This window comes from Exiguobacterium sp. SH0S2 (assembly GCF_004337185.1).
Taxonomy (GTDB): domain Bacteria; phylum Bacillota; class Bacilli; order Exiguobacteriales; family Exiguobacteriaceae; genus Exiguobacterium; species Exiguobacterium aurantiacum_A.
Genome location: NZ_SJVB01000001.1, coordinates 776431 through 802199, shown reverse-complemented (window position 1 = coordinate 802199; position 25769 = coordinate 776431). Strand labels below are relative to the sequence as shown.

The 25769-nt window shown below is 49.4% G+C and carries 24 protein-coding genes; 15 read left to right on the top strand and 9 right to left on the bottom strand.

All coding sequences use genetic code 11. The features are described 5' to 3' along the window. Positions 1–9 precede the first annotated feature (9 nt). Both EVJ21_RS04090 and EVJ21_RS04085 read left to right on the top strand, forming a co-directional pair. A complete protein-coding gene (locus tag EVJ21_RS04090; RefSeq protein ID WP_131489932.1) occupies positions 10–783 on the top strand; it encodes a hypothetical protein in 774 nt (257 codons plus the stop codon). A gap of 117 nt (positions 784–900) precedes the next feature. Next, positions 901–1803, top strand: a complete 903-nt coding sequence (locus EVJ21_RS04085) for a cation diffusion facilitator family transporter (RefSeq protein ID WP_131489931.1) — start codon at positions 901–903, stop codon at positions 1801–1803. Between the two features lie 41 nt (positions 1804–1844). Here the strand turns inward: EVJ21_RS04085 and EVJ21_RS04080 are convergent, their stop codons facing one another. The 3 genes from EVJ21_RS04080 to EVJ21_RS04070 all read right to left on the bottom strand — a co-directional run bounded on the left by EVJ21_RS04080 (position 1845) and on the right by EVJ21_RS04070 (position 4460). Next, complete coding sequence (locus EVJ21_RS04080; protein ID WP_131489930.1) at positions 1845–2984, bottom strand: zinc-dependent alcohol dehydrogenase; 1140 nt, start codon at positions 2982–2984, stop codon at positions 1845–1847. Between the two features lie 106 nt (positions 2985–3090). Then, positions 3091–3948, bottom strand: a complete 858-nt coding sequence (locus EVJ21_RS04075) for a metallophosphoesterase (protein WP_131465559.1) — start codon at positions 3946–3948, stop codon at positions 3091–3093. Between the two features lie 98 nt (positions 3949–4046). After that, positions 4047–4460, bottom strand: coding sequence for an organic hydroperoxide resistance protein (locus EVJ21_RS04070; protein WP_083273990.1), 414 nt, complete (start codon positions 4458–4460; stop codon positions 4047–4049). 117 nt (positions 4461–4577) lie between these two features. On the opposite strand from EVJ21_RS04070, the gene EVJ21_RS04065 reads away from it, so the two are divergent. Both EVJ21_RS04065 and EVJ21_RS04060 read left to right on the top strand, forming a co-directional pair. Further along, entirely contained in the window at positions 4578–5024 is a 447-nt protein-coding gene (locus EVJ21_RS04065) for a MarR family winged helix-turn-helix transcriptional regulator (RefSeq protein ID WP_131489929.1), read from the top strand. Between the two features lie 21 nt (positions 5025–5045). Continuing rightward, on the top strand, positions 5046–5966 hold the full coding sequence (locus tag EVJ21_RS04060; RefSeq protein WP_131489928.1) for a CAP domain-containing protein: 921 nt from the start codon (positions 5046–5048) through the stop codon (positions 5964–5966). 43 nt (positions 5967–6009) lie between these two features. Here EVJ21_RS04060 and EVJ21_RS04055 read toward each other — a convergent pair whose 3' ends face one another. After that, positions 6010–6486: a glutathione peroxidase gene (locus EVJ21_RS04055; RefSeq protein WP_131489927.1), complete on the bottom strand. Its 477-nt coding sequence runs from the start codon at positions 6484–6486 to the stop codon at positions 6010–6012. A gap of 159 nt (positions 6487–6645) precedes the next feature. Here EVJ21_RS04055 and EVJ21_RS04050 point away from each other — a divergent pair, with 159 nt between their 5' ends. Further along, a complete protein-coding gene (locus tag EVJ21_RS04050; RefSeq protein WP_131465557.1) occupies positions 6646–7164 on the top strand; it encodes a VanZ family protein in 519 nt (172 codons plus the stop codon). Positions 7165–7458: 294 nt separating this feature from the next. Next, the gene (locus tag EVJ21_RS04045) at positions 7459–8772 is read left to right on the top strand and encodes a murein hydrolase activator EnvC family protein (RefSeq protein ID WP_070327771.1); all 1314 of its coding nucleotides are present in this window, start codon (positions 7459–7461) and stop codon (positions 8770–8772) included. A gap of 33 nt (positions 8773–8805) precedes the next feature. Here EVJ21_RS04045 and EVJ21_RS04040 read toward each other — a convergent pair whose 3' ends face one another. From EVJ21_RS04040 to EVJ21_RS04030, 3 genes are all read right to left on the bottom strand, one after another. Then, complete coding sequence (locus EVJ21_RS04040) at positions 8806–9003, bottom strand: hypothetical protein (RefSeq protein ID WP_233589617.1); 198 nt, start codon at positions 9001–9003, stop codon at positions 8806–8808. Positions 9004–9045: 42 nt separating this feature from the next. After that, positions 9046–9885, bottom strand: coding sequence for a GNAT family N-acetyltransferase (locus EVJ21_RS04035; protein ID WP_236636171.1), 840 nt, complete (start codon positions 9883–9885; stop codon positions 9046–9048). 81 nt (positions 9886–9966) lie between these two features. After that, on the bottom strand, positions 9967–11181 hold the full coding sequence (locus EVJ21_RS04030) for a dicarboxylate/amino acid:cation symporter (protein ID WP_070327768.1): 1215 nt from the start codon (positions 11179–11181) through the stop codon (positions 9967–9969). Between the two features lie 210 nt (positions 11182–11391). Between EVJ21_RS04030 and zapA the strand changes: the two genes are divergently transcribed. From zapA to EVJ21_RS03985, 9 genes are all read left to right on the top strand, one after another. After that, the gene (zapA, locus tag EVJ21_RS04025; protein WP_016508139.1) at positions 11392–11613 is read left to right on the top strand and encodes a cell division protein ZapA; all 222 of its coding nucleotides are present in this window, start codon (positions 11392–11394) and stop codon (positions 11611–11613) included. A gap of 8 nt (positions 11614–11621) precedes the next feature. After that, positions 11622–12158 (top strand): CvpA family protein, encoded by a 537-nt coding sequence (locus tag EVJ21_RS04020; protein ID WP_070327766.1) that lies wholly within the window; start codon positions 11622–11624, stop codon positions 12156–12158. A 69-nt stretch (positions 12159–12227) separates the two neighbouring features. Next, positions 12228–13937 carry a DNA polymerase/3'-5' exonuclease PolX gene (gene polX, locus EVJ21_RS04015; protein WP_131489925.1) on the top strand — a complete coding sequence of 570 codons (1710 nt, stop codon included), beginning with the start codon at positions 12228–12230 and terminating at the stop codon, positions 13935–13937. After that, complete coding sequence (locus EVJ21_RS04010) at positions 13938–16292, top strand: endonuclease MutS2 (RefSeq protein WP_070327764.1); 2355 nt, start codon at positions 13938–13940, stop codon at positions 16290–16292. It abuts the gene before it with no gap. 7 nt (positions 16293–16299) lie between these two features. Then, positions 16300–16716 (top strand): DUF350 domain-containing protein, encoded by a 417-nt coding sequence (locus tag EVJ21_RS04005; protein ID WP_083273989.1) that lies wholly within the window; start codon positions 16300–16302, stop codon positions 16714–16716. A 246-nt stretch (positions 16717–16962) separates the two neighbouring features. Next, positions 16963–17775 (top strand): bacteriochlorophyll 4-vinyl reductase, encoded by an 813-nt coding sequence (locus EVJ21_RS04000; RefSeq protein ID WP_131489924.1) that lies wholly within the window; start codon positions 16963–16965, stop codon positions 17773–17775. Positions 17776–18006: 231 nt separating this feature from the next. Next, positions 18007–18474, top strand: a complete 468-nt coding sequence (locus tag EVJ21_RS03995; RefSeq protein ID WP_131489923.1) for a hypothetical protein — start codon at positions 18007–18009, stop codon at positions 18472–18474. Between the two features lie 171 nt (positions 18475–18645). Further along, on the top strand, positions 18646–18849 hold the full coding sequence (locus EVJ21_RS03990; protein ID WP_131489922.1) for a hypothetical protein: 204 nt from the start codon (positions 18646–18648) through the stop codon (positions 18847–18849). Between the two features lie 9 nt (positions 18850–18858). Next, positions 18859–19182: a nucleoside triphosphate pyrophosphohydrolase gene (locus EVJ21_RS03985; RefSeq protein ID WP_070327760.1), complete on the top strand. Its 324-nt coding sequence runs from the start codon at positions 18859–18861 to the stop codon at positions 19180–19182. A gap of 37 nt (positions 19183–19219) precedes the next feature. Here the strand turns inward: EVJ21_RS03985 and dptH are convergent, their stop codons facing one another. Next, a complete protein-coding gene (gene dptH, locus EVJ21_RS03980; protein WP_161568079.1) occupies positions 19220–24397 on the bottom strand; it encodes a DNA phosphorothioation-dependent restriction protein DptH in 5178 nt (1725 codons plus the stop codon). After that, a complete protein-coding gene (gene dptG, locus EVJ21_RS03975) occupies positions 24378–25769 on the bottom strand; it encodes a DNA phosphorothioation-dependent restriction protein DptG (RefSeq protein WP_070327758.1) in 1392 nt (463 codons plus the stop codon). The genes dptH and dptG overlap by 20 nt, the downstream gene beginning before the upstream one ends.

Genomic DNA, 25769 nt, shown 5'->3' with positions numbered 1-25769 from the left:
TGGAGAATAATGAAGGAAGAAGTTCGGTCATCACGGGCCGCGTCAAGGAAACGAAAACGGTTGTTACGGTTAGCGACGGCGGTCTTGTTGATCGCTTCATTGATCGGTGTCATCGCGTTCGCGGCGTACATCGATTCGCAAAAGCAGACGGCACTGCCTGAGTCGGACAACATCTCGACGGAAGAAGTCGATAGCGGGACAGAGGCGGAACCTGAAGAGGAAGCGACTGAAGAAGAGCCGAGTGAGGACGTCGTCTACATCGCGACGCCGTACACGAAAGTGTATGCTGATGATCGTGTGACCGTTCTATATGAGGCGGATCTTGGAGACCGGTTCGAACGGCTCGAAGCCGTCAGTGGATTCGTCAAACTTCAGTTGAACGACCGGACGACCGGATGGGTGACGGAAGAGCGCGTGACCGAGGAAGCGACTAGCGTCTCGGACGATGAAGTGGAACAGGCGTGGCAAACGGTCGTGCCGACGGCTTCAGCGTCTGCCTTGGACTGGCTCGGACAGGACGTGGCGACGGTCCGGTCGACACTCGGGGCACCGGCGTCCGTCCAGCGCGACCAAGTGAACGAGTACCACTTCTACAATGGCTTCTTTTTAATGGTGCGTGACCAACGAGTGAAAGCGATCGATTGGGACCGTCAGACGGCCGTGACGCCTGAACTTGAGGCGGCGAGCGCCCAAAGCGCGGGCAGTTGGTATGACGGGGAGACGCTTCAATTGAAGCTGTTCCCGTATAACGGGGTCATGCGGGTCCGAATTGAACAAAAGTAAATGCTGGCGTCGAGAGGGTGCATCCTGTCGGCGCTTCTTTTTTTGAATTCATTCAAACGAACGTTTGAATGATGGGGAGAAAAGGGATATAATGAAGGGAGAGAGGAGCGATGACGCATGGAACAACATGATCATGGCCACGAAGGCCACCACCACACAACGAATCAACGAGCATTATTCCTAGCATTTCTGTTGATCGTCACGTTCATGGTCGTCGAAGTCATCGGCGGTCTGTGGACGAACAGCCTCGCGCTCTTATCGGACGCGGGGCACATGCTCGGCGACGCGGCAGCGCTCGGGCTCAGTTTCTTGGCGGTCCGGTTCGGCGCCCGGAAGGCGACACCGAACCAGACGTTCGGGTACCGCCGCTTTGAGATTTTGGCGGCGTTCGTCAACGGATTGACGCTCCTTGTCATCTCAGGTTATATCATCATCGAGGCGTATAAGCGCTTGTTCGCGCCACCAGAGATTTTAAGCGGCGGCATGCTCGCCATCGCCGTCATCGGGTTGCTCGTCAACGTGCTCGCGGCGTGGATCTTGATGCGTGGCGAGCGGGACAACTTGAACGTCCGGAGCGCGCTCCTGCACGTGTTCGGAGACTTGCTCGGATCGGTCGGGGCCATCACGGCGGCGCTACTCATTCTAATGTTCGAGTGGACGCTCGCTGATCCGATCGCCAGTATGTTCGTCGCACTCCTCATCTTGGTGAGCGGGTACCGCGTGACTCGGGACGCCGTCCATATTTTGACGGAAGGGGCGCCTGACAAAGTCGACGTCGTGGCGATGCAGCGTGACCTTGCGACCGTCGAAGGCGTCAAAGAAGTGCATGACCTCCACGTCTGGTCGATCACGTCTGAGGAGTACGCCGTCACGTGCCACGTGTTGATTGATAAAACGACAGATGATCAACGCGTGCTGCACGATGTGACGGAGCGGATGAAGCAGTACGGGTCGTTCGGTCGTTCGACCGTTCAAATCGAACGAGAGACGGCACACTGCGAGGAACGAACGATCTGGTAAACGCACGAGCGGTCCCTGACAAGAGTCGGGGACCGCTTTTGTTATGGTTTCAGGACGACTTTGACGCAGTCGTCGAGGTGGTCATTGAATATCTTGTAGGCGTCAGCGGCTTGTTCGAGCGGCAGGCGGTGGGTGATGATGTCGGTCGGATCGAACTTCTTGTCGACGATCATCTGGAACAGCTCAGGCATGTAGTGGATGACCGGAGCTTGACCAGTCTTAAGCGTGACGTTGCGCGTGAAGAAGTCACCCATCGGAAACTGGTTATAGTTCATCGGGTAGACACCGGTCAATTGGACCGTACCGAACTTGCGGACAGCTTCTTTGGCGACTTTGATGGCGCTGAGCGTTCCGCCTTGGATCATCAGCTTTTGCTCGACTTTCTCGATCGGGGTTTTCTTCCCGTCGATACCGACACAGTCGACGACGATATCGGCGCCACCACCCGTGATTTCCCGGATGTATTTGCCGGTCTCGACCGGGTCTTTCAACAAAACGGTTTCGACGTTGTTTGAGAGTTTGGCTCGGTTCAATCGATAGATCTCCGGGTCGACAGCGATGACGCGTTTTGCGCCGCGCACCCAGGCGAGTTTTTGTGTCATCAAGCCGACAGGGCCCGACCCGAGAACGACGACCGTGTCACCGGCCTTCATCCCAGCGTTGTCCAAGCTCCACCATGCGGTAGGGATGACGTCGGAGAGGAACAACAGTGCCTCATCCTCGAGCTCGCACGACTCTGGGATGACGAGCGGCATGAAGTTACCATACGGTACTTTCAAGTATTCGGCCTGACCACCCGGGTGGTTCCCGAACTGTTCAGTGTAACCGAACAGTCCGCCCGCATCTGTGTGCGGGGCGTGGTTCGAGTTGTCGCACTGGCTCTCCATTTCATTCTCACAATAGAAGCAATGGCCGCAAGAGACGTTGAACGGTAAGACGACGCGATCGCCTTTTTTCACTTTCGTCACGTCTGGTCCGATGTCTTCGACGATGCCCATCGGTTCGTGTCCGATGATAAACCCGTGCCGGGCCGGCATGTTGCCTTGGTAAATGTGAAGGTCAGACCCACAGATGGCCGTCGACGTGATCTTGACAATGATCTCTTCTCGGTTCTCGATTTCCGGGTCCGAGACATCTTTCACTTCGATGTTTTTCGTCCCTTGATAAGTAACAGCACGCATACGTTGGTTACCTCCTTTTTTGAAAGACAGGTGAACGACGACATGGTTACTGTACCCGTATGGTGCGAGCATGAATCTACCCGCGAACGGGAATAGAAAAAAGGACTCATAAAGGAGTCCCAGTGCCCGCGATGTCGATGACGACGATCTCGGGTGGATTGAAGATACGCGGTACGCTGACTGTGTAGTTGAAGCCGCGGCCGATGATATGGGTGAACGAATCGTGTTCATACAGGCCGCCCGCATATTTTGGGAAGAAGCCTTGGTCAGGCGCGTAAAGCCCGTTCAACAGATAAGGGATACGGACCTGGCCGCCATGGGCGTGGCCCGACAAGACGAGGTCGAACGGAAGCTCGGCGTACGTCTCGACTTGTTCCGCCCGGTGGGACAAGAGCAGGCTGAACGTGTCGTCCGTTTCGACGTCGTCAAGTGCGGTCAAGACGTCTTGCTCCCAGTTCCCGTATATGTTTTCGGCGTACGTGCGAAGCGGGTCCTCGACGCCGCCGATGATGAGCTCGACTCCGTTGACGGTCACGGTCTCAGCTTCATTCTCGAGCACGATCACACCAAACGAACGAAACACGTCTTTGACGTCGTGCCGGACGAAATCACTTGATTCATCAATTTCATGGTTGCCGGTGACGAAATACATCGGGGCGATTCCTTGTAGCCCTTCGATCAGTTCGAAAGCGGCGTCTGGCGAGCGGTATCGATCGAGCAAATCACCGGGAAGCGCGATCAAATCAGGTTGCTGCTCACGAACTTTTTCAATCAGATTTTTTTGGTCCTCACCATACGAATAGCCGTGCAAATCCGAGAGGAGGATGACGCGTAACGATTGACCAGTTTCGAGCTTATCGGTCGTCAGCTCGTACTCTCTAATCGTCAGCCCGTTGTAAAGGGCGGCGAACAGAAAGACGACCACGATGCCGAACGTGATGTACTTTCGTTTTCCTTTTAGCATTGTGTCGCCTCCTCGGTCGGATGTTTGTCTTTTCATTCTACTCTGTTAATAGGTGTGGGCGCAAAAAAAAGCCCACTCATATTTGAGCGGGCAGGGGATTAGGCGACGTTTGTCGTCAATTTGACGTCGACGTTGCCGCGTGTCGCTTTCGAATACGGGCACACTTGGTGCGCTGCTTCGACGAGACGCTCAGCAGTTGCTTGGTCGACACCTTTGATTTCGACTTCGAGCTCGACCGAGATGAAGAAACCTTCGTCGTTCTGGTTGAGTGTGACGTGGCCAGTGACGCTCGTGCCATCTGTCTTGACGCGCTCTTTACCGATGACGAGGTTCAACGCGCTGCCGAAGCAAGCTGCGTATCCGGCTGCGAACAATTGCTCAGGGTTCGTCGACTCTTCTGCTTGTTTCGATCCTGGCATTGCGACGCTCAAGTCGATGACGCCGTCCGTAGATGTGACGCGACCTTCGCGGCCACCGAGAGCTGTTGCTGAAGCTGTGAATAGTGGTTTCATAATTTAATTCCTCCGTTTCGTTTTTAACAATTAAGTTGTGCACAATTTAATTATAGGGCAGTCAAACAGATATTCAAGTGATATGCTTGACCTAAGACTTTAGCCGGAGGAATTTATATGAAAAGTTCGTTAACATTAGAGCATCAGATTTGCTTTCAGCTCTACACCGCCTCAAAAGAATTGACACGTTTGTATCGGCCGATCTTAGAGCCGCTCAAACTCACATACAGCCAGTATTTGGTCATGCTCGTTTTATGGGAAGAAGATCACATCGATTTGAAACAGCTCGGGGAACGGTTGACGCTTGATTCGGGCACGCTGTCACCGCTCATCAAACGATTGACCCAACTCAGATACGTGGAGAAAATCCGGGCGACCGATGATGAGCGCCGGGTGTTGGTGTCGCTCACTGCATCGGGTAGCGCACTTCGTGAGCAGGCCGAGGACGTGCCGGTCAAAGTGAGTGGTATGCTAAATATAGACGAAGCGACTTATTTCGCTTATATGGAGATGCTCATCGATATCAAATCGCGTCTGCGTGAATTCGGTGAGCGACAGGGCTAGGTTCTCACGAAAGGAGACGATATGTTTCGTAAACTGTTTATTCTATTGATTGGGATTGGTCTATATACGGCTTGGAACTATGAGGTGCCGAACGTATCGGCGCCGACGAGCGTCCAGGTGAAGTCGACGGAAGTGGTGGAAGAGCGCGTCGCGACCGACGCTCCAAAGTTCGCGAGCCAATATGCCGGTCACGACTGGTATTTGCTCGAGAAAAATGGCGACCGGACGCTTGAGCTCGTCGACGAGGATGGTGCCAAAAAAGGGCAATACCAATTCGAGTCGGGCAGTACGTTCGAAGGGCTCGTCCTTGATCAGACGACACGACAACAAGTCGAGAACATCGGCTTCGACGAAGTGACGTCTTACGATAAAGGGTTGAAACGTTACTTGATCCCGGACGATCCTTCGTTCTCGGTCTATGCGATGAACGGCAATTACGTCACGATGTTCTTTGACCAACATGACGAAGGCAAGCTGAAAGGCATTCTTTCCGTTGAACGGAACGTCGAGGAGTCGAGCGACGGTTATTATGGAGACGTCTCGGCCGAGAGCATCGTGTCCAACGAGACGCTCATGCGCATGCTCATGAACTGGGACCGTCAAAAGTTTGGTTTATCCGCACTCGCTGACTATGAGCCGCTGCTCCCGGTCGTCCGGGCCCATAGTGAGAACATGGCAGTGAACAACTTCTTCAGCCACACCGACCCCGAAGGACGCGACCCGTTCGAACGGATGAATGAGGCCGGACTTGCCTACTCGCTCGCCGGGGAGAACTTGGCGATGGGACAGATGAGCGTCTTTCACGCTCACTGGGGGCTGATGAACTCGCTCGGTCACCGCGAGAACATCTTAAAGCGGGACTTCACGCACGCCTCGGTCGGCCTTGTCTATAATGAAGACAACAGCCCATTCTATACGATCAACTTCATCACACCACGATAAAAGGATGGTCTACCCTAGAGGGGCGGACCATCCTTTTTAGCGGTCAGAGCAGGCGTTTCAAAGCTCGCTCGATCTCGTCCGGTGTCGTCTGCGGTGAGAACCGTTCGATGACGTTGCCTTTCCGGTCGACGAGGAACTTCGTGAAGTTCCACTTGATCGCTTTCGAGCCGAGCAGGCCAGGTGCTTCTTTCGATAAGTATTGGAAGAGCGGGTGGGCGTCTTTGCCGTTGACGTCGACTTTCGAGAACATCGGGAACGTCACGCCGTAGTTCAATTGACAGAACTCGCTGATCTCTTCGTTCGAGCCCGGGTCTTGGTTGCCGAACTGGTTGCACGGGAAGCCAAGAATATGGAAACCTTGACCTTGATAGCGCTCAAATAGCTTTTCAAGGCCGTCTAATTGAGGTGTGAAGCCGCACTTGCTCGCCGTGTTGACGATCAAGAGGACGTCCCCCTCGTATTTGGATAAAGGCTGCAGCTTGCCGCTCATGTCGGCTGCTTCGTACTGATAGATCATCATCTGATTCCCCCTTTTTATGTTCATTATAGCAAGCCGTTCGATTGCGAACGACTTTGAAGCGGTTGTCCGCAATCAAATTGTCACGAAACGATGAGGTCGCTGTTACAATGAAATCAAACGGAACCCGTATAATGAATCGTTGTAGAGAGGAAAGGTGTTATGTACATATTGAAAAATGAATTTATTTGGATCGCATTGATCCTGATCGGCTTGTTCGTCTCGAGTGCGACGCCGTACTCTGACCAAAGCATCGTCTCGCCGCTCGAACGCTTCGATTGGACGTGGGCCGAACCAGCCCTCTCGAACGTCGACTTCGACTATGCCGGCAGCCCGGTCTCGCTCGAAGACAAAGGAACCGTCGGCTTGATCGAATTTTTAATTCGGAAAGCGGCACACTTCACGGTCTTCTTCGTCTTAGGTGCGTTGTTCGTCAAAGCCGTGTCGCGGACGAGACTGAACGCGTGGCTCGTGTTGTTGTTCGCTTGGGCGCTCGCGAACACGGTCGCCATCTTTGATGAGTTTCATCAGAGTCTGACCCCGGAACGCACCCCGCTCATTCAAGACGTCGTATTAGACAGCTTCGGCGCTTGTTGCGGCGTCCTGCTCTTTGGTGGCTATTATTTGTTCGTCAGAAAGCGTAACAAACACCAACGGAGAGGTTATGTATCGGTCAGGTAGATAAAAAATAGTATAGGTCATTATTTGAAAAGCGCTTTCATAAGGCGTTTTTCTTTTTTACTAAATTCATATTTTGTGACAATTTGTGGATTGAGCCCGTTAAATACCCACGTTTTATCGAGGATAAAACCTAAATCAGGTCAATGTAATGCGAATGAAATATAAGTGTAAAATAACTTTAGGTTTAGATTGCTATAATGAGTCACAGGGCGAGACGGATTCTCGCAAAACTATACAGAACTCATTCATCTATTATCCTATAGAAATTCACACGACTCAGCGGAGGTAAGCACATTGATTAACTTGAAGAAACTTGCAGCAACCGTCACTTTAGGCGCTCTTCTAATCAGCGGCACGACACCTGGTTTTGCAGCGTCACTTACAGACAAGCAAAAAAAGGTCCAACAGCAGCAACAAAAGAATAGCACTGAGCAGAGCAAAGCGAACTCTTCGATCCAATCACGCGAACAAGCGATCAGCAAAGAGCAGCAAGAAATCAACAAGCTAGACGCTGAACTCCAAGACGTCATCAACGACGTCGCACAAAAGAAAGCTGAGATTCGTGCTACGCAAGAAAAAATTGCCGCGCTTGAAAAACAAATCAAGCAGTATGAAGCAAAAATGAAAGCACAAGAAGAACTTATGAAAGAGCGCATGGCAACGATGCAAAAGAACGGCGGCGGGTCGATCGACTGGGCCGAGTTCATCTTCGGATCAAAAGACTTCGGTGACTTGCTTACTCGTATGATCACAGCAGGTACGATTCAAGAGAACGACAAGCAAATTTTTGAAGAGTACCAAGCGACGAAAGAAAAGCTTGCGACAGCACAGGCTGAATTGAAAGCCGAGCGCGACGCTCTCGTTAAACAAAAGCAAGAACTTGAAGCACGTAAAACAGCGCTCGACAAGAAAATGAAAGAGCGGGCGGCTAAAGTCAAGAAGCTCAACGCTGAAAAAATCAAGTTCGAATCGAAATTGATGAGTTTGAAAGAAATGGAATCAACGCTCCAAGCACAAGAAGCTTCAATCAAGGCAGAAATCGAAGCACAACGTCGTGCGGCTGAAGAAGCGAAACGTAAAGCGGCTGCGGAAGCGGCGGCAGCTGCAGCAGCAGCGAAACAACAAAAGCAACAAGGTTCGTCAAGCAAGCCGAGCGCGTCAGCGGCAACACCTGTAGCGGCGGCACCGGCAAGCGGCGGCATGTTCCAACGTCCTGCTAGCGGTCGTCTCACACAACCTTTTGGACCTGCAAGTGGTGTGAACGGTTATACGTTCCACAACGGTCTTGATATCGCGGCACCGGTCGGCACACCGATCTATGCAGCGCAAACAGGTACGGTCACGACGGCAGGATGGGGCGGCGCCTACGGGAACCACATCATCATCACGCACGTCTTGAACGGACAAGTTTGGACGACGGTCTACGCTCACTTGAGCTCGGTGTCGGTATCGGCTGGCCAACGTGTCTCGCAAGGTCAGAACATCGGCGGCATGGGTAGCACAGGTAACTCGACTGGTTCGCACTTGCACTTCGAGATTCACCGTGGCGGTTACTCGTACTCGTCTTCGAGCGCGGGTAGCACGGTCAACCCAGCTTCATTCTTCTAAACGTATACAAAAAGTGATCGACGAACGCGTCGATCACTTTTTTATTGCCCGATAAGCGATAAACGTCAGCAAGGCGGCCCCGATGACGCTCAGCAAGAGCGTGTCGAGATTCGGGTCGGCAAAGACGCTCATGCCACCGACGATCAGCATGTAGGCAACGATCGAGCCGACGAAGACGGTCGACACGACCGAACGGACTCGTTTCGGGATTTGCTTCCACCAGTTCCTCATAAAAATCGCCTCCACCTATTAGTATAGGGGAGGCGGGATGATTCATCTAGCGAGCCGGATCCACGAAGATTCCATGATCGGCCGGTAGCCGACTTCTTGATAAATCTTGTTTGATGTCGGGTTGGTCAAATCGGTGTAGAGCGTGCAGAACGATTTCGTTTCGAGCAATCGACGACTGAGAGTGGCGACGAGACTGCGAGCGTATCCGTTTCCGCGTTTCGCAGGAGCCGTGTAAACGAAAGACACCGTGATGCCATTCAACGTCGGGCGGGAGCGCTTTGCGCACGAAACGGGTATGCCGTCGACTTCCCAGATGAAGGCGTCATCGTTATCAATCATTGAAGTGACGACAGAGACCATTCTTTCGTCATGTGATGGTTCGAGTCCCGAGTCTTGTTCAAAGGCACGGTACCACGTCTCTAAAAGAGGCTGGTCGGACTTGGTCGCCTGGCGCATCGACCCGCCGGCCAGAACGATGTCGTTGACGCGGTCTAATCGATAGAGCCCTTGCGACATGAACGTCGACGCTGCTTCATCCGTCCGTTTCTCCCACATGGCACCGAACGTCTCGGCATGTGTCTTTTCGGAGACGACTTCTGTGAACGGGATGTCTAGCTGTAGTAGAGCCGGGATGACAGCCGCGTGGATCAATGTTGCCTGAGACGTGTCGACGACGACGTAATTGAGCGGGTGCGGCGGTGTGACTTGCATGATGGCGAGGAGCTGTCCATCGTCTTCGACCGTCAACTGATGGTAGGTGTCGTATAGGTCTCGCTTAATATTTTCAAGGATGCCGATCATCAAGCTGTTCTCGGCCTCTTTTTTCAACAATTCCGGCATGACGCGTTCCGAAAACGCGAACGGGTCGTTCCAAACTTTCACTTCCAAAGTCGACACCCTTTCTGTATATGTATGAAAAACGGGCAAACCGTAAGGCCTGCCCGTTGTCTAGCTCGTAACTCGTTAAGCGATGTCTTCGCGCGCTTTCGCGTCGTCGAGCAAGTTCGTGTTGCGTTTGAAGTAATGGACGATTTTGGCGATGGCGCCGTCACCTGTGACGTTCGTCGCCGTACCGAAGCTGTCTTGCGCCAAGTAGAGCGCGATGACGAGGCTTTGCATCGTCGCATCGAATCCGAGGATCGACCCGAACAATCCGAGTGATGCCATGACGGCCCCACCAGGAACACCTGGCGCCGCGATCATCGTCACGCCGAGGGCGAGGATGAACGGGAGGACGATCGCGTATGACATCGGCATGCCGTTCAAGTACATGAGGGCGACACCGACCGATGTGAGCGTGATCGTCGAGCCTGATAAGTGGATCGTCGCGCAGAGCGGGACGACGAAGTTGGCGACGCCTTCATCGACGTTGTTCAATTTTGCCTGACGAAGCGTGACCGGGATCGTCGCGGCTGACGACTGTGTGCCGATGGCTGTGAAATAAGCCGGCATCATCGTCTTGAGCAGTTTGAACGGATTCTCTTTATTGAGCCCGCCTGCGATTGAATATTGAATCATGAGCATCGTCGCGTGAAGGACGATGATCGTGACGAATACGAGCGAGAACACCGACAAAATTTCGGCGACTTGACCGGCGTACGTCATGTTCATGAAAATTCCGGCGATGTGGATCGGCAAAAATGGAATGATGACTTTACTAATGAGTAGTTCGATAATATCGCGGAAGTCCATGGCGAGGTCGAGTGAGCGTTTGCTCTCGATCGCGGCGATCCCGATTCCGATGACGAACGCGAGAATGAGCGCCGTCATGACACCGAATACCGGTGGAATCTCAAACTCCATGAAACCTTTCAAGAGTGCTTCTTCTGGGTTTTCAGCTGATGCCGTGCTGCGTGCTAAGATCTGCGGGAACAGGTTGCTCGTCGCGAAGTAGGCGAGTGTACCGGCGACGATCGTCGATACGTAAGCAATCGCGGCCGTCAAGCCGACTAGTTTCCCGGCGCCTTTTCCAAGTTCCCCGATACCTGGAATGATGAAGGCGAGAATGATGAGCGGGATGGCGAAGCCTAAGAATTGTCCGAAGACCGTGTTGAACGTGACGAACGTCCGTACAATCCAGTTCTGGCTTTCTGGTACGATGCTACCGACTAATATCCCGAAAGCGATAGCGATGATGATGCGGCCTAGAAGACCAATCCTTAATTTCAAATAAATCATCCTTTCTAAATGTTTGAATTGTTGCTATTTTCGCACATTTCCCTGCGTGTTGCCAGCCTATCTTCGAATTTTAGTGAAGATTGACGTTTGACAACTTCTGAACAGGGTATCACAAAATGTTAGTGGGAAAAAGGAAGGGGTCTTCTCCTTTTCCTAATATACAAACGATGTTATGATTAATTTGGAACAGACGTAAAGGAGGGGTGACACGTGCAGGTACAACGAACAACGATTCACATTGCGGGGCAAGACTATACGATTGTTAGCGAGGAGTCAGCCGATCATGTGAGGGAAGTGGGCTTTCTCGTCGATAGTAAGATCCGCGAGATTCGTGAACAGTCCCCTCAGCTAGACGCTCGTCAGGCAGCGGTCCTCGCCGCCATCCAAATTGCGAGCGATCACGTCAAAACTAAACGAAATACGGGAGAATAAATCAATCCATGGTTACTCTACTTATACTGTTTTTCTTGTTTATCGGGATCATTAACGGCTTCCGCCGTGGAGCGATCCTCCAGCTCGGCCATTGGGTCGCGCTCATCATCAGTTTCTTTGTCGCCAACGCCTATTACCGGGATCTCGCCGAAGCGTTCAAGCTTTGGATCCCATATCCGTCACAACTTGACGGGACGTTACCGGGCGGTGTGCTCGACTTGAACTCACTGTCAGGCATCGAGATGACATTCTATAACGTTTTTTGGTTCGTCATCTTGTTCCTGATCACGAAGCTCGTCTTGCATCTCATCTTGTCGATGCTCGACTTCTTGACGGACTTGCCGATCTTGCGCCAATTGAAAGGCATCATCGGTGCCGTGCTCGGATTCTTCGAGTCATACGTCATCACGTTCTTCATCCTTTGGGTGATTGCGTTCGTCCCGATGGCGGGCGTCCAAAATGCGGTCGACAACTCGTCGCTCGCGACGTTCATCATCCAGGATACGCCATACCTATCTGACTGGTTCTCGAATAAGATGCTGTGACACGACAGGCCGGAATGCAAGCAAGCGCTTGTGTCTCGGTCTTTTCTGTATGAAAAAGGGGGAAATACGATGAATAAAGTTGAGGCGATGATGCTTTTAGAGAAAATCGCGCAATATATGGAAATCAAGGGTGAGAACCCGTTCAAAATCAACGCGTTTCGTAAAGCGGCGACGGCGCTCGAGAACACCGAGCTCGAACTCGACGACATTGATGATTTGACGACGATCTCAGGTATCGGTAAAGGAACGGCAGCTGTACTCGAGGAATGGCGCCAGACGGGACGGAGCGAGGTGCTCGAGTCGCTCCAAGAAGAGATTCCGTACGGCTTGATGAAGCTGCTCAAAATTCAAGGGCTCGGCGGCAAGAAACTGGCTCAGCTAAGAGAGGTCGGCGTCGTCGACCTCGAGTCGCTCATCCGTGTATTGGAAGACGGCACGGCGTCAGAATTGCCGCGTTTCGGCACGAAGAGCGTCGAGAAGTTGCTCGCAGCAGCACGGAACTTGGAATCCCGTCCGGAACGCCTGTCGTACGCGATGATGCGCCCGGTCGTAGAAGAGATCAATACGGTGTTAGAAGGCGAGTCGCTCGTCCTCCGGCATTCGGTAGGGGGCAGTTTCCGCCGGGCCGAGGAGACGTGCAAAGACTTGGACTTCATCATCGCGACCGAGGAGCCTGTCGCTTTGCGCGACAAACTGCTCGCGCTCCCGTTCGTCAATGAAGTCATCGCAGCCGGTGAGACGAAAGTGTCGCTCGTCTTAGAGCGCGAGGAGATGGTGTCGGTCGACTTCCGGATGGTCGATCCCGGTGCTTTCGCGGCGACGCTCCACCACTTCACCGGCTCAAAAGACCATAACGTCCGCATGCGCCAACTCGCGAAAGCTAAGGGTGAGTCGATCTCCGAGTACGGGGTCGAGACCGCGGACGGCCTATGGCAGCCGGAGACGGAAGCGGAGCTGTTCGAACGCTACGGCCTCCCGTTCATCCCGCCGGAGCTACGGGCAGGGAATCTTGAGTTCGAGCACGACATCTCGAAGCTCGTCACGCTCGACGATATCAAGGCCGACGCGCATATGCACACGGTCTGGTCGGACGGGAAGTTGACGGTCGATGAGCTCGTCGCCGCGATGAAAGCGCGAGGTTACGAGTGGATCGCCATCACCGACCACGGCAAGTATATGTCGTTCGTCAATGGGTTGACCGAGGAACGATTAGAAGCGCAAGGGGAAGAGATCCTTGCCGCGGCGAAAAAACACGATATGCACGTCTTGCGCGGTGTCGAGATGGACATCCGCCCAGACGGGACGCTCGACTACGAGCCTGAGTTTTTAGCGACGCTCGACTACGTCGTCGCCTCGATCCATTCAAAGATGGACCAAGGTGTCGACGAGATCATGGCGCGGCTCGAGAACGCCTGCCGTTCGCCTTACGTCAACGTCATCGCCCATCCGACCGGACGCTTGATCGGACGTCGTGACGGCTACCCGATCGACGAGGAGCGCTTGATCGCCCTCGCGAAAGAGACAGGGACAGCGCTCGAACTGAACGCCAACCCGAACCGTCTCGATTTGACCGCCTCGACGCTGAAGAAAGCGAAGGCGGCCGGTGTCAAACTGATGGTAAACACCGACACCCACCACCCTGATATGATGGAAGATATGGCACTCGGCGTCTTGCACGCAAGAAAAGCCTATCTCGAACCGTCAGACATTATTAACTGCCTCACGTTCGAAGAAGCGACAGCGTTCTTCGACGCGAAGCGACAGAAAGGAACATGCTAGATGGATCACGCGTTACGCGTATTAGAATATGAAAAGTTACGTCAACAGCTCGCCGTGCATGCGGCCAGCTCGCTCGGGAAAAACCGGGCGCTCAACATGCAGCCTGACTACTCGTACGACCGGGTACTCGCCAACTTGAACGTCACGCGCGAGGCGACCGAGGTCGTCCGGCTCCGGGACCGTTTGCCGCTCGGCGGTCTCTCAGACGTCCGCGCCGAAGTGAAACGGGCCGCCATCGGCTCGGTGCTCTCGACGAGCGAACTGCTCGCCGTCGCCGCCGTCATGTACAGCGGCCGCCAAGTGAAAAACTTCTTTGAGAAGTTGCACGAGGACAACGAAGACATCCAAATCCCGCGCCTCGACGAATATGCCGAGCGCTTGACGAAGCTGATCGAGGTCGAGCAATCGATCCGTCACGCCATCGACGACCAAGGTACGGTCCAAGATTCGGCGAGCTCGCAACTGCGCGGTCTGCGGACGCAACTCCGCAGTTACGAAGGCAGTGTCCGCTCGCGGATCGACAACATCCTCCGCAACAACGCCAAGATGCTCTCAGACGCGATCGTCACGATCCGGAACGACCGCTTCGTCGTCCCGGTCAAGCAAGAGTATCGCCAAGCGTTCGGCGGGATCGTCCACGACCAGTCGGCGTCAGGGCAGACGCTCTTCATCGAGCCGCAAGCGATCGTCTCGATCAACAACGAGATCCAAGAAGTCCGCTTGAAAGAACGCTCGGAGATCGACCGCATCTTGACCGAACTGTCAAATCTCGTCGGCGGCGTAGCCGATTCCGTCGTGACAAACCTCGACGTCTTGGCCGAACTCGACTTCGTGTTCGCGAAAGTCGCGTACGGTCATCAACTGAAAGCGACGGAACCGAAGTTGAACGACGCCCGCGAGATCAAACTGAAGCAGGCGCGTCATCCGTTCATCCCGCAAGACGAGGTCGTCCCGATCACGGTCGAGCTCGGGGAAGACTTCACGTCGCTCGTCATCACCGGACCTAACACGGGTGGTAAGACGGTCACGCTCAAGACGATCGGGTTACTGCAACTGATGGTCCAGTCAGGGCTCTATGTCCCGGCCGAGTTCGGTACAGAGCTCTCGGTGTTCGACGCCGTCTACGCCGACATCGGTGACGAGCAGTCGATCGAGCAGAGCTTGTCGACGTTCAGCTCGCACATGACGAACATCGTCAGCATGCTCGACAAAGTCGACTTCATGTCGCTCGTCCTATTCGATGAGCTCGGTGCCGGGACCGACCCGCAAGAAGGGGCCGCGCTCGCCATCGCGATTCTTGATGAAGTGAAGCGGCGCGGGGCCCGCGTCGCGGCGACGACCCACTATTCCGAGTTGAAGGCGTATGCCTATAACCGAGAAGGTGTCGTCAACGCCTCGATGGAGTTCGATATCGAGTCGCTCAGCCCGACGTATCGTTTGTTGATCGGTGTGCCGGGACGCTCGAACGCGTTCGAGATCAGCCGACGCCTCGGTCTGTCCGAACAAGTGATCGATAAGGCACGGAGCCACGTCGGCACCGACGCCGAGTCGGTCGAATCGATGATCAACGAGCTCGAGTCGGCGAAACAACGCGCCGAGCAGCTCGAGCAAGAACTGATCGTGAAACGTCACGACTTCGAACAAGAGCAAGCGGCGTTCGAGGCGAAGATGAGTGAATTCGAGACCGAACGCGACACGATGTACGGCGAGGCCGAGGCTCGTGCCGAGAAGGCCGTCGAGAAGGCGAAGCGGGAAGCGAACGAAGTCATCGACCGGTTGAAGAAGCTGCGTGAGCAAGGCATCGTCAAAGAGCACGAGATCATCGCCGCGAAGAAACAGCTCGAATCGGCGAAACCGACGCTCCAAGATAAAAAGATCCAAAAAGTGAAACAAAAAGCGCAACAAAAACGTACGTTCAGTAAAGGCGAAGAAGTGAAAGTGACGACGTTCAACCAAAAAGGGTATATCGTGAACCAGATCAACGACAACGAGTACAACGTCCAAGTCGGGATCATGAAAGTGAACGTCAAAGCGGACGACCTTCAAAAAGTCGGACCCTCGAAAGAACAAGCGCTCCAGTCGAAAGGCAGCTCGCTGAAGCGCCAGAGCTCGACGAAGTCGGAGCTCGATCTTCGCGGCGTCCGGGTCGAAGAAGGACTCTCGCGCCTAGACAAATATATCGACGAGGCGCTCGTGTCCGGATACGACAACGTCCGCATCATCCACGGGCTCGGTACGGGCGCGATGCGACAAGCGACGCAAGAGTATTTGAAAGGACATCGTCACGTGAAGAGTCAGCGCCCGGGTGGTATGGGTGAAGGTGGACTCGGGGTCACGGTCGTCGAATTGAAGTGAGGGACGCATGATGATGGGGAACGTAACGTTTGGCGTGATGCTCGAGTCGCTCGGATTGTACTCGATTGCCGGTCTGATGATCGTCGTCGGGCTCGCCATCTTCGAGATGACGACGCCGTACAGTAACTGGCGCGAGGTTCAAAAAGGGAATATCGCCGTCGCGCTCGCGACCGGGGGCAAGGTCGTCGGCCTGGCCAACATCTTCCGTGTCGTCGAGAGCCATCACGAGCGGATGGTCGACGTGTTGGTCGGAGGGAGCTTTGGCTTCTTCTTACTGCTCGTCACGTATTGGTTGTTTGAATTTTTGACGCCGTCGCTCAAAGTGAACGAGGAGATCGGGAAAGGCAACATCGCGGTCGGCTTGCTCGCGTTCATGCTCTCGATCGGGGTCTCGCTCGTCGTCGGCGCGGCGTTGGTGAGGTGAAGACATGGTATATGAGAGACTAGCAAAAATTCTGTTTATCGGAGCCGGGCTATTTTTAGTGGCAGCGGTGTTATGGTTTGTCTTTTATTGAACATAAAACTGGGACGCTCCCGAGGCGTTCCTTTTTTATTTGTGTCAGCAGCATGGAGCTGGTGATAAATGTTTCCCCAAACGGACTTGCAGGAAAGAGTATAGGAGCGAGAGCTTAAGGCAAAGCATATATCGAAGGCGAAGAGGTGTGGATAAATGGACAATGGTGCAAAATTTTTCGAACTGTTAGTGGTGAATGGAGTTAAATTACCAGGTGTGAAAGTAGACCGAACGGAGTTTTTAGCCACAAGTTTTAGCAAGCATGTGACCCCGAATCAATTAGCAGCCCTTCTTGAGAAAGGGCCTGTTCAAGCGAACATCCCTAAAAAATTGATCAGACGAATCGCGAAGAAGACCGTTCGGAATCGGACGATGAAAAGTACATCAGCGTCGTTTGCCGCAGGATTACCAGGTGGCGTCGCGATGGCGGCCACTATTCCGGCTGATACCGCCCAATTTTTTGGGGTGGCACTCCGATTGGCTCAAGAAATCGGTTATTTATACGGGTATGAAGATTTTTGGGATGAGAACCGGTTGGATGTTGATCGGGTGAACGGAGAATTGATTTTGTTTCTCGGTGTGATGTTCGGTGTCGGGGGAGCGACGGCCACCATTAAAGTACTGTCTTCGCAATTCTCGAATCAAGCATTGAAGAAAATTCCGAATCGAGCCATGATGCGGACGATTTATTATCCGATTCTTAAGAAAATGGGAAGTTACATCGGGGTGAAGATGACGAGAAGATCGTTTGCTCAAAGTGTGTCTAAAGTGATTCCGATCGCAGGAGGTGTGCTTTCGGGTTGGATCACGTATTCATCGATGCGGCAGATGGGGAACAGACTGTTCACTGCACTTGAAGAAAGTATCGATCTCTCTGATGAGGAACTTGTAGCCAGTTTCAAAGAGATGAAACAAGAAAATCCGGATATTATGGATGGGGATTTTGAAATGTTAAGGGAGAGTGTCTGAGTGTAGGGGACGAACAGCATAGTTACCAGTCGAAATGATGCGACGATGCTGTTGACGTGGTGCGAGGGGCGTGACCGAATTTTAATACGTTTGAACAAGAGTTTCACGTCTTGGCATACGACGATCCGATCGTCCGCGACTTGGGGAAAGTCGGGAATACAGGGGGTTGTGGTGGAAACCATAGATGAAATTTCCTAAGAAAATCTAAATAGATGCGAAGGAGAATCGATGATGAAAAAGTTACTTTTATCCGTCTCTCTGTTTGCAGGAGCAACGATGGCTTTAACCGGTTGCGGAGGAATGGGCACGGTTGAAACGATTGACGACAGACCCGTCATTCATTTCGATGCCTCTTCAATCATTTCGTCAGCACGCGACCATCAAACCAAGATGCTCATGTTATCGAGTATGCCAACAGATATCGTCGCAATATCCGGAGCGGTTAAAGAATTGCAGGGGATGAAAGCAGACACTGACAAGTATTTGGCCGAACTTGAAAGACTACAGCATGAAGACCCCTCGGCCGATGAGTTCAAAGACATCGTTGTTGAATATTTAGAAGCGGAAAACACGTATATCAATCAAACTATCGAGGAGTTATACGGTGGAGGCACGAACAGTCCAAGTCGCTTCTCGATGGAAACTCTTTACTCGAGAGCAAGCGCAAAAGTCTCCGATTTCCGGTATGAGCCGAAGTGAAGAGATTCCGTTCCATAAAGACTCTGTATAAAGATACCTGTAAGAATAAACTCGTAAAGAATCCATCTCTTACAAGACAGAGTATTATTGGACGTAGTGAAGGAGAATCGAGCAGAATGGGGAAAAGGGTTAAAAGAAAGTACGGAAACGAGTGAGAAAGGAGTGGAGATGATGAAACAGTTCGAGATCGAGTTTCATTTAATCAACGAGGAGATTTTGACGTATACGGTCGAGGCAGAGAGTCGCTATGCGGCACTTGAAGCCATCTATCAGTCGTTCCGGCATGCTTCGGACGGCTTCGTCCAGTTCGAGGATGAATGGATCATTTTCCTTGATCATGTCGTGTATGTGAAGGCGTTTGAGATTGTGGAGTAGGAGGCAGCTATGGTGAAACATAATAAGTTGGTCCGAGACCGAGTACCTGAACTGATCCGTGCGGACGGAAAACGAGTCATCGTCAAACAGTTGAATCAAGCCGAACACTTTGAACAGGCACGCCTGAAGCTATATGAAGAACTGAAAGAGTATGAAGAGACGAATATCGATGAGGAATGTCTTGAAGAGCTAGCGGATATTCTTGAGCTCGCTTATGAGCTCGGTAAAATGCATGGGGCTTCGTTTGAAGAGATGAATGCGATTCGTGCAGAGAAGCGGGAGCGGAAGGGTGGATTTGAGAAGGGGTTATATTTGGAGGAAGTTCTGGAGTGACAAAAAATCACGCATCCGAAAAAGGATGCGTGATTTTTTAATTCATTGGCGGGACTTTAAGATGATGATGCTCTTGGTTGCTTAATTCCTCGGCATTTATTTTATATTGTCCTACCGCCAAGCAATGTGCTTTCTTTAGGCCTCTTAGGTCTTCAAGTGAGACTGCGCCAATACGATTAGCAATCACTTTTAATTCGCTGTCAGCTGGTGCAAAGTAAATCTTTGTAGCGGCATTATCCAAAATCGCAAGTTCTTCTTTATCGAAGTTGCTGAACGATTGTGTGGCGAACCAAGCCGACCAACCGAACTTCCGACCTTCTCTTAAGATTTTCTCAGAAGGAGAACCTTTACGGAAAGATAGGTTCTGCGCTTCATCCAAGATGACCGGCATCGGTCGGCTTTCTGAACCAGATAAAGAATAATACCATAAATCCCAAAGAATAAACTCTGCTAGTAACTTTTTGATTTCATCTTGGTCATATCCCTCAAGTTGGATGACCGTCACTCCGTTGTTGTTGTCAAAAATCTTACTCCAATCGTTGTCCGATTCATAATCAAATGGATCCATATCGACCATTTGGGTGAGGCGGCTGATTACAGATTGGACTGTAGATTTTGAGGAAGTCTCGAGACTTTCTAACTCTTCGATGAGCAATTCCATTCGCATTTCTTCCCCATACTTCTCAATCCCGTTTTTCGTCGCCATATAAATGGCGTTTTTTTGTTGATCTCCTAAACCTCTGTAGACGGATGCGAATACGGCTGCCACTCTTGTGGCGACGGAAGTAATCTTTTCAGGTTCTTTCCGTCCGCTAATTTCTTTTTCCCGTCTCTTGAATGGGTTCAATGGGAATGACTCGTGGTATACGATGCGTTCCGTCAGTTTTGACCCCATACGATTTATAAATGTTTCATCGAGTTGCCCTAAAGTATAACTGTTTGAGTAGTCGATGACCAAAGCGGATTGATTCTGTTCAACCAATTGCAAGAGTAGGGACTGGACGAAGTACGTTTTTCCTTGACCGGATCGACCACCAATCAACAGATGTCTGTTTGACAAGCGCGAATGTCCATACTCCCAATAGTAGTTTTTATTAAACTCGCTACCTAATAACAATCTGATAGCATTAAAACTATTTCCTGTAGGTGTGACAGGATTGATTGATGGAATCACTGGTTGAGGTTCTGTTGTTTTTTTGCCGTTATCTGTTGAAACTTTCACAGCGACTTTTGCTCTATCTGTTTCGTCACTAACTTCTTTCGCGATTCGAAGTCTAGGCGTATGAGAAGAGGTCGCTTCATTTTTGATAGTAGACGTACTGCCTTTTTCTTTTTGTTTTGCATTAAGCGAGTCTAATGATTCTGTTAACACTTCATATCCATATTGTTCAGGTAATTCGAGAATAACGACCCCTTGGTTTCTCGAATGGCGAACAGAGTCCGAAGACTTCTTGAATGAAACGAGAACGCCATTTCCGAATTTCGCACGTTTCTCGTCGACAATTTCAAAATCATCGTTCATCAATCGGTCAATCAATGAAGCATCTAACCGATAGTCTTTGCTTGGCCAGATATCATTTTCCTGCATTTTTTGTGCGTTGTTGATAAAGAGTCTCGCAAAATAGTTGCGTAGGAATTTCGCATCAAACGTCATTAAGTCGAGCAAATGATCGTTTAAGCGAGCCTTCAGCTCTGAGATTTGTGAGATACCTTTTGTGATGACCGAGTTATCGTTCAATCCGATTTTAACTTCGACCGGGAAGAAGTGCACTTTCAAACCTGATTGATTGATTTCAAGACCAATCATCAATAAATCATCGCTACAGTTGCCTCTCCGTCCGATAGTCTTACCTGAAAATAATCCAGCTCGCTTACTCAATTTCACATTACCGGTTACTCGAACAACTTCTTCCATAGAGATTGGCACCCAGATTGTATTGTCTTCATTGAACAGTAACAGCGTTTCTTTAATCGCTGAAACAATGCTCATCTTCTCGCGCTTGTCGTACCCTCTCCCTTGAACAGCACGAAGTAACCATTCACCATTAAACGTATTGAAGGCTCGAATTGTTTCCTCGATTTGATTTTGAGTAGAGGTGACGCCTTGAGAACTGATGAATTCTTGGATGACATTGAAATATTGATCCGATTTGTCAGTAACAGTGATTGCGTCATATCCGTTCGTAGACGAGTACTGATCACTATAATGAATGATAATCAAATTGTCGGAAGACGACTTGAAGAAATCAAGCCCGACCGGCGGATCGATGAAGGTTACCCAATGAGAAGAACCGTAGATTTTTTCAAGCGCACCTTTATCAGCTACATCAATATGCATCGTCAACGAAACATTTTTCATGTATGAACTATGTCCGCCATCTTTCATGTTTGCTGTCAGTTCATTGTAATGATAGCCGAATCGTGTCATGAGACTTCGAGTAACGTCAGCTCCTGCAGTACCAAAGCCAACACGGTACCCGGTTTCATTGCTTTGGACTGAAGAAACGGTAGTAAACAGCCCGTCTAAATTCATGCTGCTGGCCAACTCACTCATTGGTTGACTAACGACCCGAGATTCGTTCCCCATCTTATAGAATGAGATATGGGCATAATGTACAGGGGCATCAAAATTTAACTTGCGATACAGGATAGACTGCTGGAGTAGATGCAATACTTCGTCTGGCTCAAATTCATGAATAGACAAATCAATCCCGAATTCGTCTTTGAATTGTTCGCCCGTTTCGATATCGTTCAATTTATCAAACGCACTCAAACCAGAAGCGTCTGGAATGTACAATGATACTTCTAATGACTTGACCGCATCCAGGGTCCCTTTAGAAGAAATTTGTTGTTTGAACCATGAAATAATTCCTTTTAAAATTTCGTCGTCGTTTGTTACGTTGATGACATTCACACAGAGTGGAGCGGAGTTCTGAATCGAGAATAAATAATCATAATGTTCAGTGAAGTGATTCATTTTATCTTCGACCACTTTTGCTAAATAAGAATTGGTTTCACCTACACTTACACGTTCTCGCAATGTGTATTCATGCCACTCTGGCAAAGGAGATTGATCTGTCGGTTTAAGAAGCATTTCATGCATATTAAATGCATATGGCACGGTGTAGCTTGCTTTCAATTTCTTTAAGATGTTCGAATCAATGTCTTCAGACCCTAAAGCTTCGTTCACTTGCCATTGGTATGCGATGTTCAGAGGAGAAAATGGCGTCAATAACAAGCCGTCGATTGTCTCGATTTGTCCTAAACGATATAAGTTTCGTTGTTGAATGGTCATCAGTGCCTGAGAAGGGATGTTCTCAATTTCAGTCAAATACTCGTTCACAAATGTATAAGCCGCAGCTTGTACCTCGGCATCATAGTACAACAATGAAGGAATTGTGCCTTTGTTTTTGACCGTATTTAAAAATCCGTTATAACTTTGCTCAACAGAAGTAGGAATATCTAGATGGATGTTTTCAAAAGAATCATCAGATAATTGTTTTCCATACCGTACGTGATTATCCAACCACTCCTGCTCCATTTTGAAATAGTTTCTGTCAACGGAACGCGTTGAATAGGTACGTTGACCGTTATGGATTGTTTTAAAGTCTGAATCAATCAAAAATGATGTTTCGTCTTTTCGTTTTCTCGTCCAAATGCTAAGTCCGTCTAAGGGCGTGGTTTTTAACATATCATCTTTAATAGAAAGAGGAATTTCGACGTCATTTAACATGATCGAGAATCGAATGCGTGACTCTCCTTCGTCTAAAACATTAAGCGGGAGATTGATTACATCATGTTGATCAACCTCTAACGCCTCAGGGGAGTCAATGGTGACTTCAAGGCTATCCCCCGTACCATCGCCAAGTTCTATCACATTGTGACCATCTAGAATCAAGCGGATAGCTTGCTGACTTTTAGATGTTGTATCAACCAAGTATCTTGTTTGATACGGTGTTAAAAATTCAGGTGTCAATGGTACTACAGCGATATTGAATAAATACGTGGTAGATGACTGACCTTCATGTTTATACCGGACTTTTGAAAAAGTGACTTGATTTGAATCGACTTCCACTGAAGTGATGAGTGAATAACCTGAACTTGTCGTATTCTTCGCACTCTTGTTGTCTAAAAATTGTTTTGATGTATAGCGGTCAAATGGGAGATGAATCTGAATATCATTAGCATGTTCTGGAGCAAAGAGGATAATATGCCAAGTACGCTGACCGGATTTTGTTTCAGATTGCGGCCGTCTCCAAAAATAATGCCCTGAAACTAATGAGCCGCTCACTTTAGCTGTCATTTTTTCCGAAACAAATTGAATGTCTCGATTCGATTTTGCTTTTTCCTCCCACTTTTTCAAGACATCATAATCCGTTTGTTGCCACGTATCTTCTTTTAATTTAGAGGCCCCATTATCAAATCGTTCTTCTAATTTTTCGCGCGAGTTACCTAATGTGAAATATCGCTCGACATCTTCGAACAGTTCATGGTTCTCTGATAAACGATTTTCGATTTGTTTATTAACTTTTTTCCAAGTAGAAGAACCGTATTTTTGTTCATCTCGTTCTCGGATGAGTGAAGATAGCTCTCCATCTTGAAAATATTGTAACGATGTATAATCTTCCATCGCTAAAGCGTCTTTATGAAGAAGGCCTAAAATATCAATGAAATCTAAGAATGAGCCATTCGTAATTTGTTTTTGATGATTGTGACGCTTTAAATAGTCTGAAACAATCATCTGTTCAGGTTTTGATAATTGACTGCTGGCCAATTGGTTATCTAAATGTTGAATGATTTTACTGATATGCAATGGACGTCCTTCAGAAGTTAAGTCGATACTACCTCCACGAATGGAGTCATTTAAATTATCAGTCAAGACTAAGAGAGAAGTATTCGCCCATTGACCAATCTGTTCACTCATCTCATTTCTTAACGTGACAAGGAAATCAATATCTGTATCGAAAGAGCTTGCCACGACTAATTTTCCAGATGAGAAGTTTAACGAAGTCGTGACGTAGTCCTCGTTCCCGAATGGGTGTTTGTACGTAAATATGTTTGCGACGTTTAATGCTGATAACGCGTCATACATCTCTTTGACATCTTGTTTCGACGGAAGATAGACGTAGTAACGATCCGTTCTTTTTTGCTTAATTTCGTTATCGAAGAAATTGAGCAATTGTTGCGTGATGAACTTATAAAATTGATTTGACATACTGTGCATCCCCACTATCGCTTTTCTTTTCAAGGTAATTCAATTTGTCCAGTAACCCGACAATTTCTTCTTTTGAATGGTGATCGAAGAATAATCCTCTTGCTTCAAGTTCGTGCCAAAGTTTGTTCAATTCAATCTTTTCTTGTTTGATTGAGCAAGCTACTAATGCCAAAAGTTGTTCCTGATTGATGGCGAGTAATGAACCTAATGATCCGCCATGCTTCTTATAAAACTTCAAAACAAAGGCCTCAAGAGCTGCCGGATATCGAGATTTTAGCTCTTTATTCAATCCAACCGAGACGGATTCAGCCAAGTCTCTGAATGCCTCGTCCAACGTTTTTGCGGAAGTGTATTTTGGTGTTTCGATTGCCTTGTATTTCGTATAAAAATTGTTCATCCAATCATAAAGTGATTGAACATAAGTATTTAAAGCTTCCTCGCCGTTTGACACCAATATTTCATTGAGGTGATGATAATATAGATTTTTTTTCGTTTGAAAAGCAGGTGTCTGACAAACGATATTTAATGCATGTTCATGTTTATAAAAGTCTTTTGCCTGTTCTTTTAACAATTTGTACCCATTCGTGTAACTGGTTCTCCAACGTGCCCCTTTTTCCCACTCCATCAAAAAGAAGAGCGGTATCATTTGTTCATGATCAAATTTAGTGAAGCGATTCGTTTGAAGAACTGTTTGAGAAATCATGATAAATGTATAGTGTACTAACAAGTGATTTAAGTTATCTAAAAAGAATTTTGGATTTTTAGATAGGTGAATCAAATCTTGTTTGAACTGTTCCTGTATATTCGGAAACAGACAAGAGTATGGACTTGTGAACGAACTTTCCTTTGAAAACTGGGTACTACGGAAAATTTGAGTCAATAAATCATTGTTGTCGTCATCAGAGAAGAGTGGTGAAAGTTCATCTTCGTTTCCTTCAATGAGGGTCCCATATACGTAGTTAATAAAATCAATCTGTCCGTTTCTTTCTTTTTTCTCACTTAACGTCAAAAGTGGTAATTGTGAAAGCCTTGAAACATCTGTTTCCTCAACTTTGCGTTGCTGACTCTGTAAAAAATGTTTGAACCATTCATTTGTTTCAGGTGAGTCGAACTTGCCGATAGACATAATCTGATTCATGTCCGTGCTGTTTTCTTCAGGAATAATAGGCTCATTGGAGAGTAGTCTTGCAAGTCCTCCGGTTATTGGCCAAAACCCGTTTTCAAACTTTGAGCGCTCAGGTTCACGAGTAGGTAAAGGTAAAACATACGTATCTTTACGTCGAGCATATCGATAACCTTTATTCTGAACTAAGAATGATTCAAGTCGTGACCAGTCTAGTGAATAGTCATTTAAATGTTGAACGTTAGTCAT

Excerpts from the sequence above, each read along its gene's own strand:
- EVJ21_RS04090 (WP_131489932.1), top strand. The coding sequence starts at position 10 with ATGAAGGAAGAAGTTCGGTCATCACGGGCCGCGTCAAGGAAACGAAAA.
- EVJ21_RS04085 (WP_131489931.1), top strand. The coding sequence starts at position 901 with ATGGAACAACATGATCATGGCCACGAAGGCCACCACCACACAACGAAT.
- EVJ21_RS04080 (WP_131489930.1), bottom strand. The coding sequence starts at position 2,984 with ATGCGTGCTGTTACTTATCAAGGGACGAAAAACATCGAAGTGAAAGAT.
- EVJ21_RS04075 (WP_131465559.1), bottom strand. The coding sequence starts at position 3,948 with ATGCTAAAAGGAAAACGAAAGTACATCACGTTCGGCATCGTGGTCGTC.
- EVJ21_RS04070 (WP_083273990.1), bottom strand. The coding sequence starts at position 4,460 with ATGAAACCACTATTCACAGCTTCAGCAACAGCTCTCGGTGGCCGCGAA.
- EVJ21_RS04065 (WP_131489929.1), top strand. The coding sequence starts at position 4,578 with ATGAAAAGTTCGTTAACATTAGAGCATCAGATTTGCTTTCAGCTCTAC.
- EVJ21_RS04060 (WP_131489928.1), top strand. The coding sequence starts at position 5,046 with ATGTTTCGTAAACTGTTTATTCTATTGATTGGGATTGGTCTATATACG.
- EVJ21_RS04055 (WP_131489927.1), bottom strand. The coding sequence starts at position 6,486 with ATGATGATCTATCAGTACGAAGCAGCCGACATGAGCGGCAAGCTGCAG.
- EVJ21_RS04050 (WP_131465557.1), top strand. The coding sequence starts at position 6,646 with ATGTACATATTGAAAAATGAATTTATTTGGATCGCATTGATCCTGATC.
- EVJ21_RS04040 (WP_233589617.1), bottom strand. The coding sequence starts at position 9,003 with ATGAGGAACTGGTGGAAGCAAATCCCGAAACGAGTCCGTTCGGTCGTG.
- EVJ21_RS04030 (WP_070327768.1), bottom strand. The coding sequence starts at position 11,181 with ATGATTTATTTGAAATTAAGGATTGGTCTTCTAGGCCGCATCATCATC.
- EVJ21_RS04020 (WP_070327766.1), top strand. The coding sequence starts at position 11,622 with ATGGTTACTCTACTTATACTGTTTTTCTTGTTTATCGGGATCATTAAC.
- polX (WP_131489925.1), top strand. The coding sequence starts at position 12,228 with ATGAATAAAGTTGAGGCGATGATGCTTTTAGAGAAAATCGCGCAATAT.
- EVJ21_RS04010 (WP_070327764.1), top strand. The coding sequence starts at position 13,938 with ATGGATCACGCGTTACGCGTATTAGAATATGAAAAGTTACGTCAACAG.
- EVJ21_RS04005 (WP_083273989.1), top strand. The coding sequence starts at position 16,300 with ATGATGATGGGGAACGTAACGTTTGGCGTGATGCTCGAGTCGCTCGGA.
- EVJ21_RS04000 (WP_131489924.1), top strand. The coding sequence starts at position 16,963 with ATGGACAATGGTGCAAAATTTTTCGAACTGTTAGTGGTGAATGGAGTT.
- EVJ21_RS03995 (WP_131489923.1), top strand. The coding sequence starts at position 18,007 with ATGAAAAAGTTACTTTTATCCGTCTCTCTGTTTGCAGGAGCAACGATG.
- EVJ21_RS03990 (WP_131489922.1), top strand. The coding sequence starts at position 18,646 with ATGAAACAGTTCGAGATCGAGTTTCATTTAATCAACGAGGAGATTTTG.
- EVJ21_RS03985 (WP_070327760.1), top strand. The coding sequence starts at position 18,859 with ATGGTGAAACATAATAAGTTGGTCCGAGACCGAGTACCTGAACTGATC.
- dptH (WP_161568079.1), bottom strand. The coding sequence starts at position 24,397 with ATGTCAAATCAATTTTATAAGTTCATCACGCAACAATTGCTCAATTTC.
- dptG (WP_070327758.1), bottom strand. The coding sequence starts at position 25,769 with ATGACTAACGTTCAACATTTAAATGACTATTCACTAGACTGGTCACGA.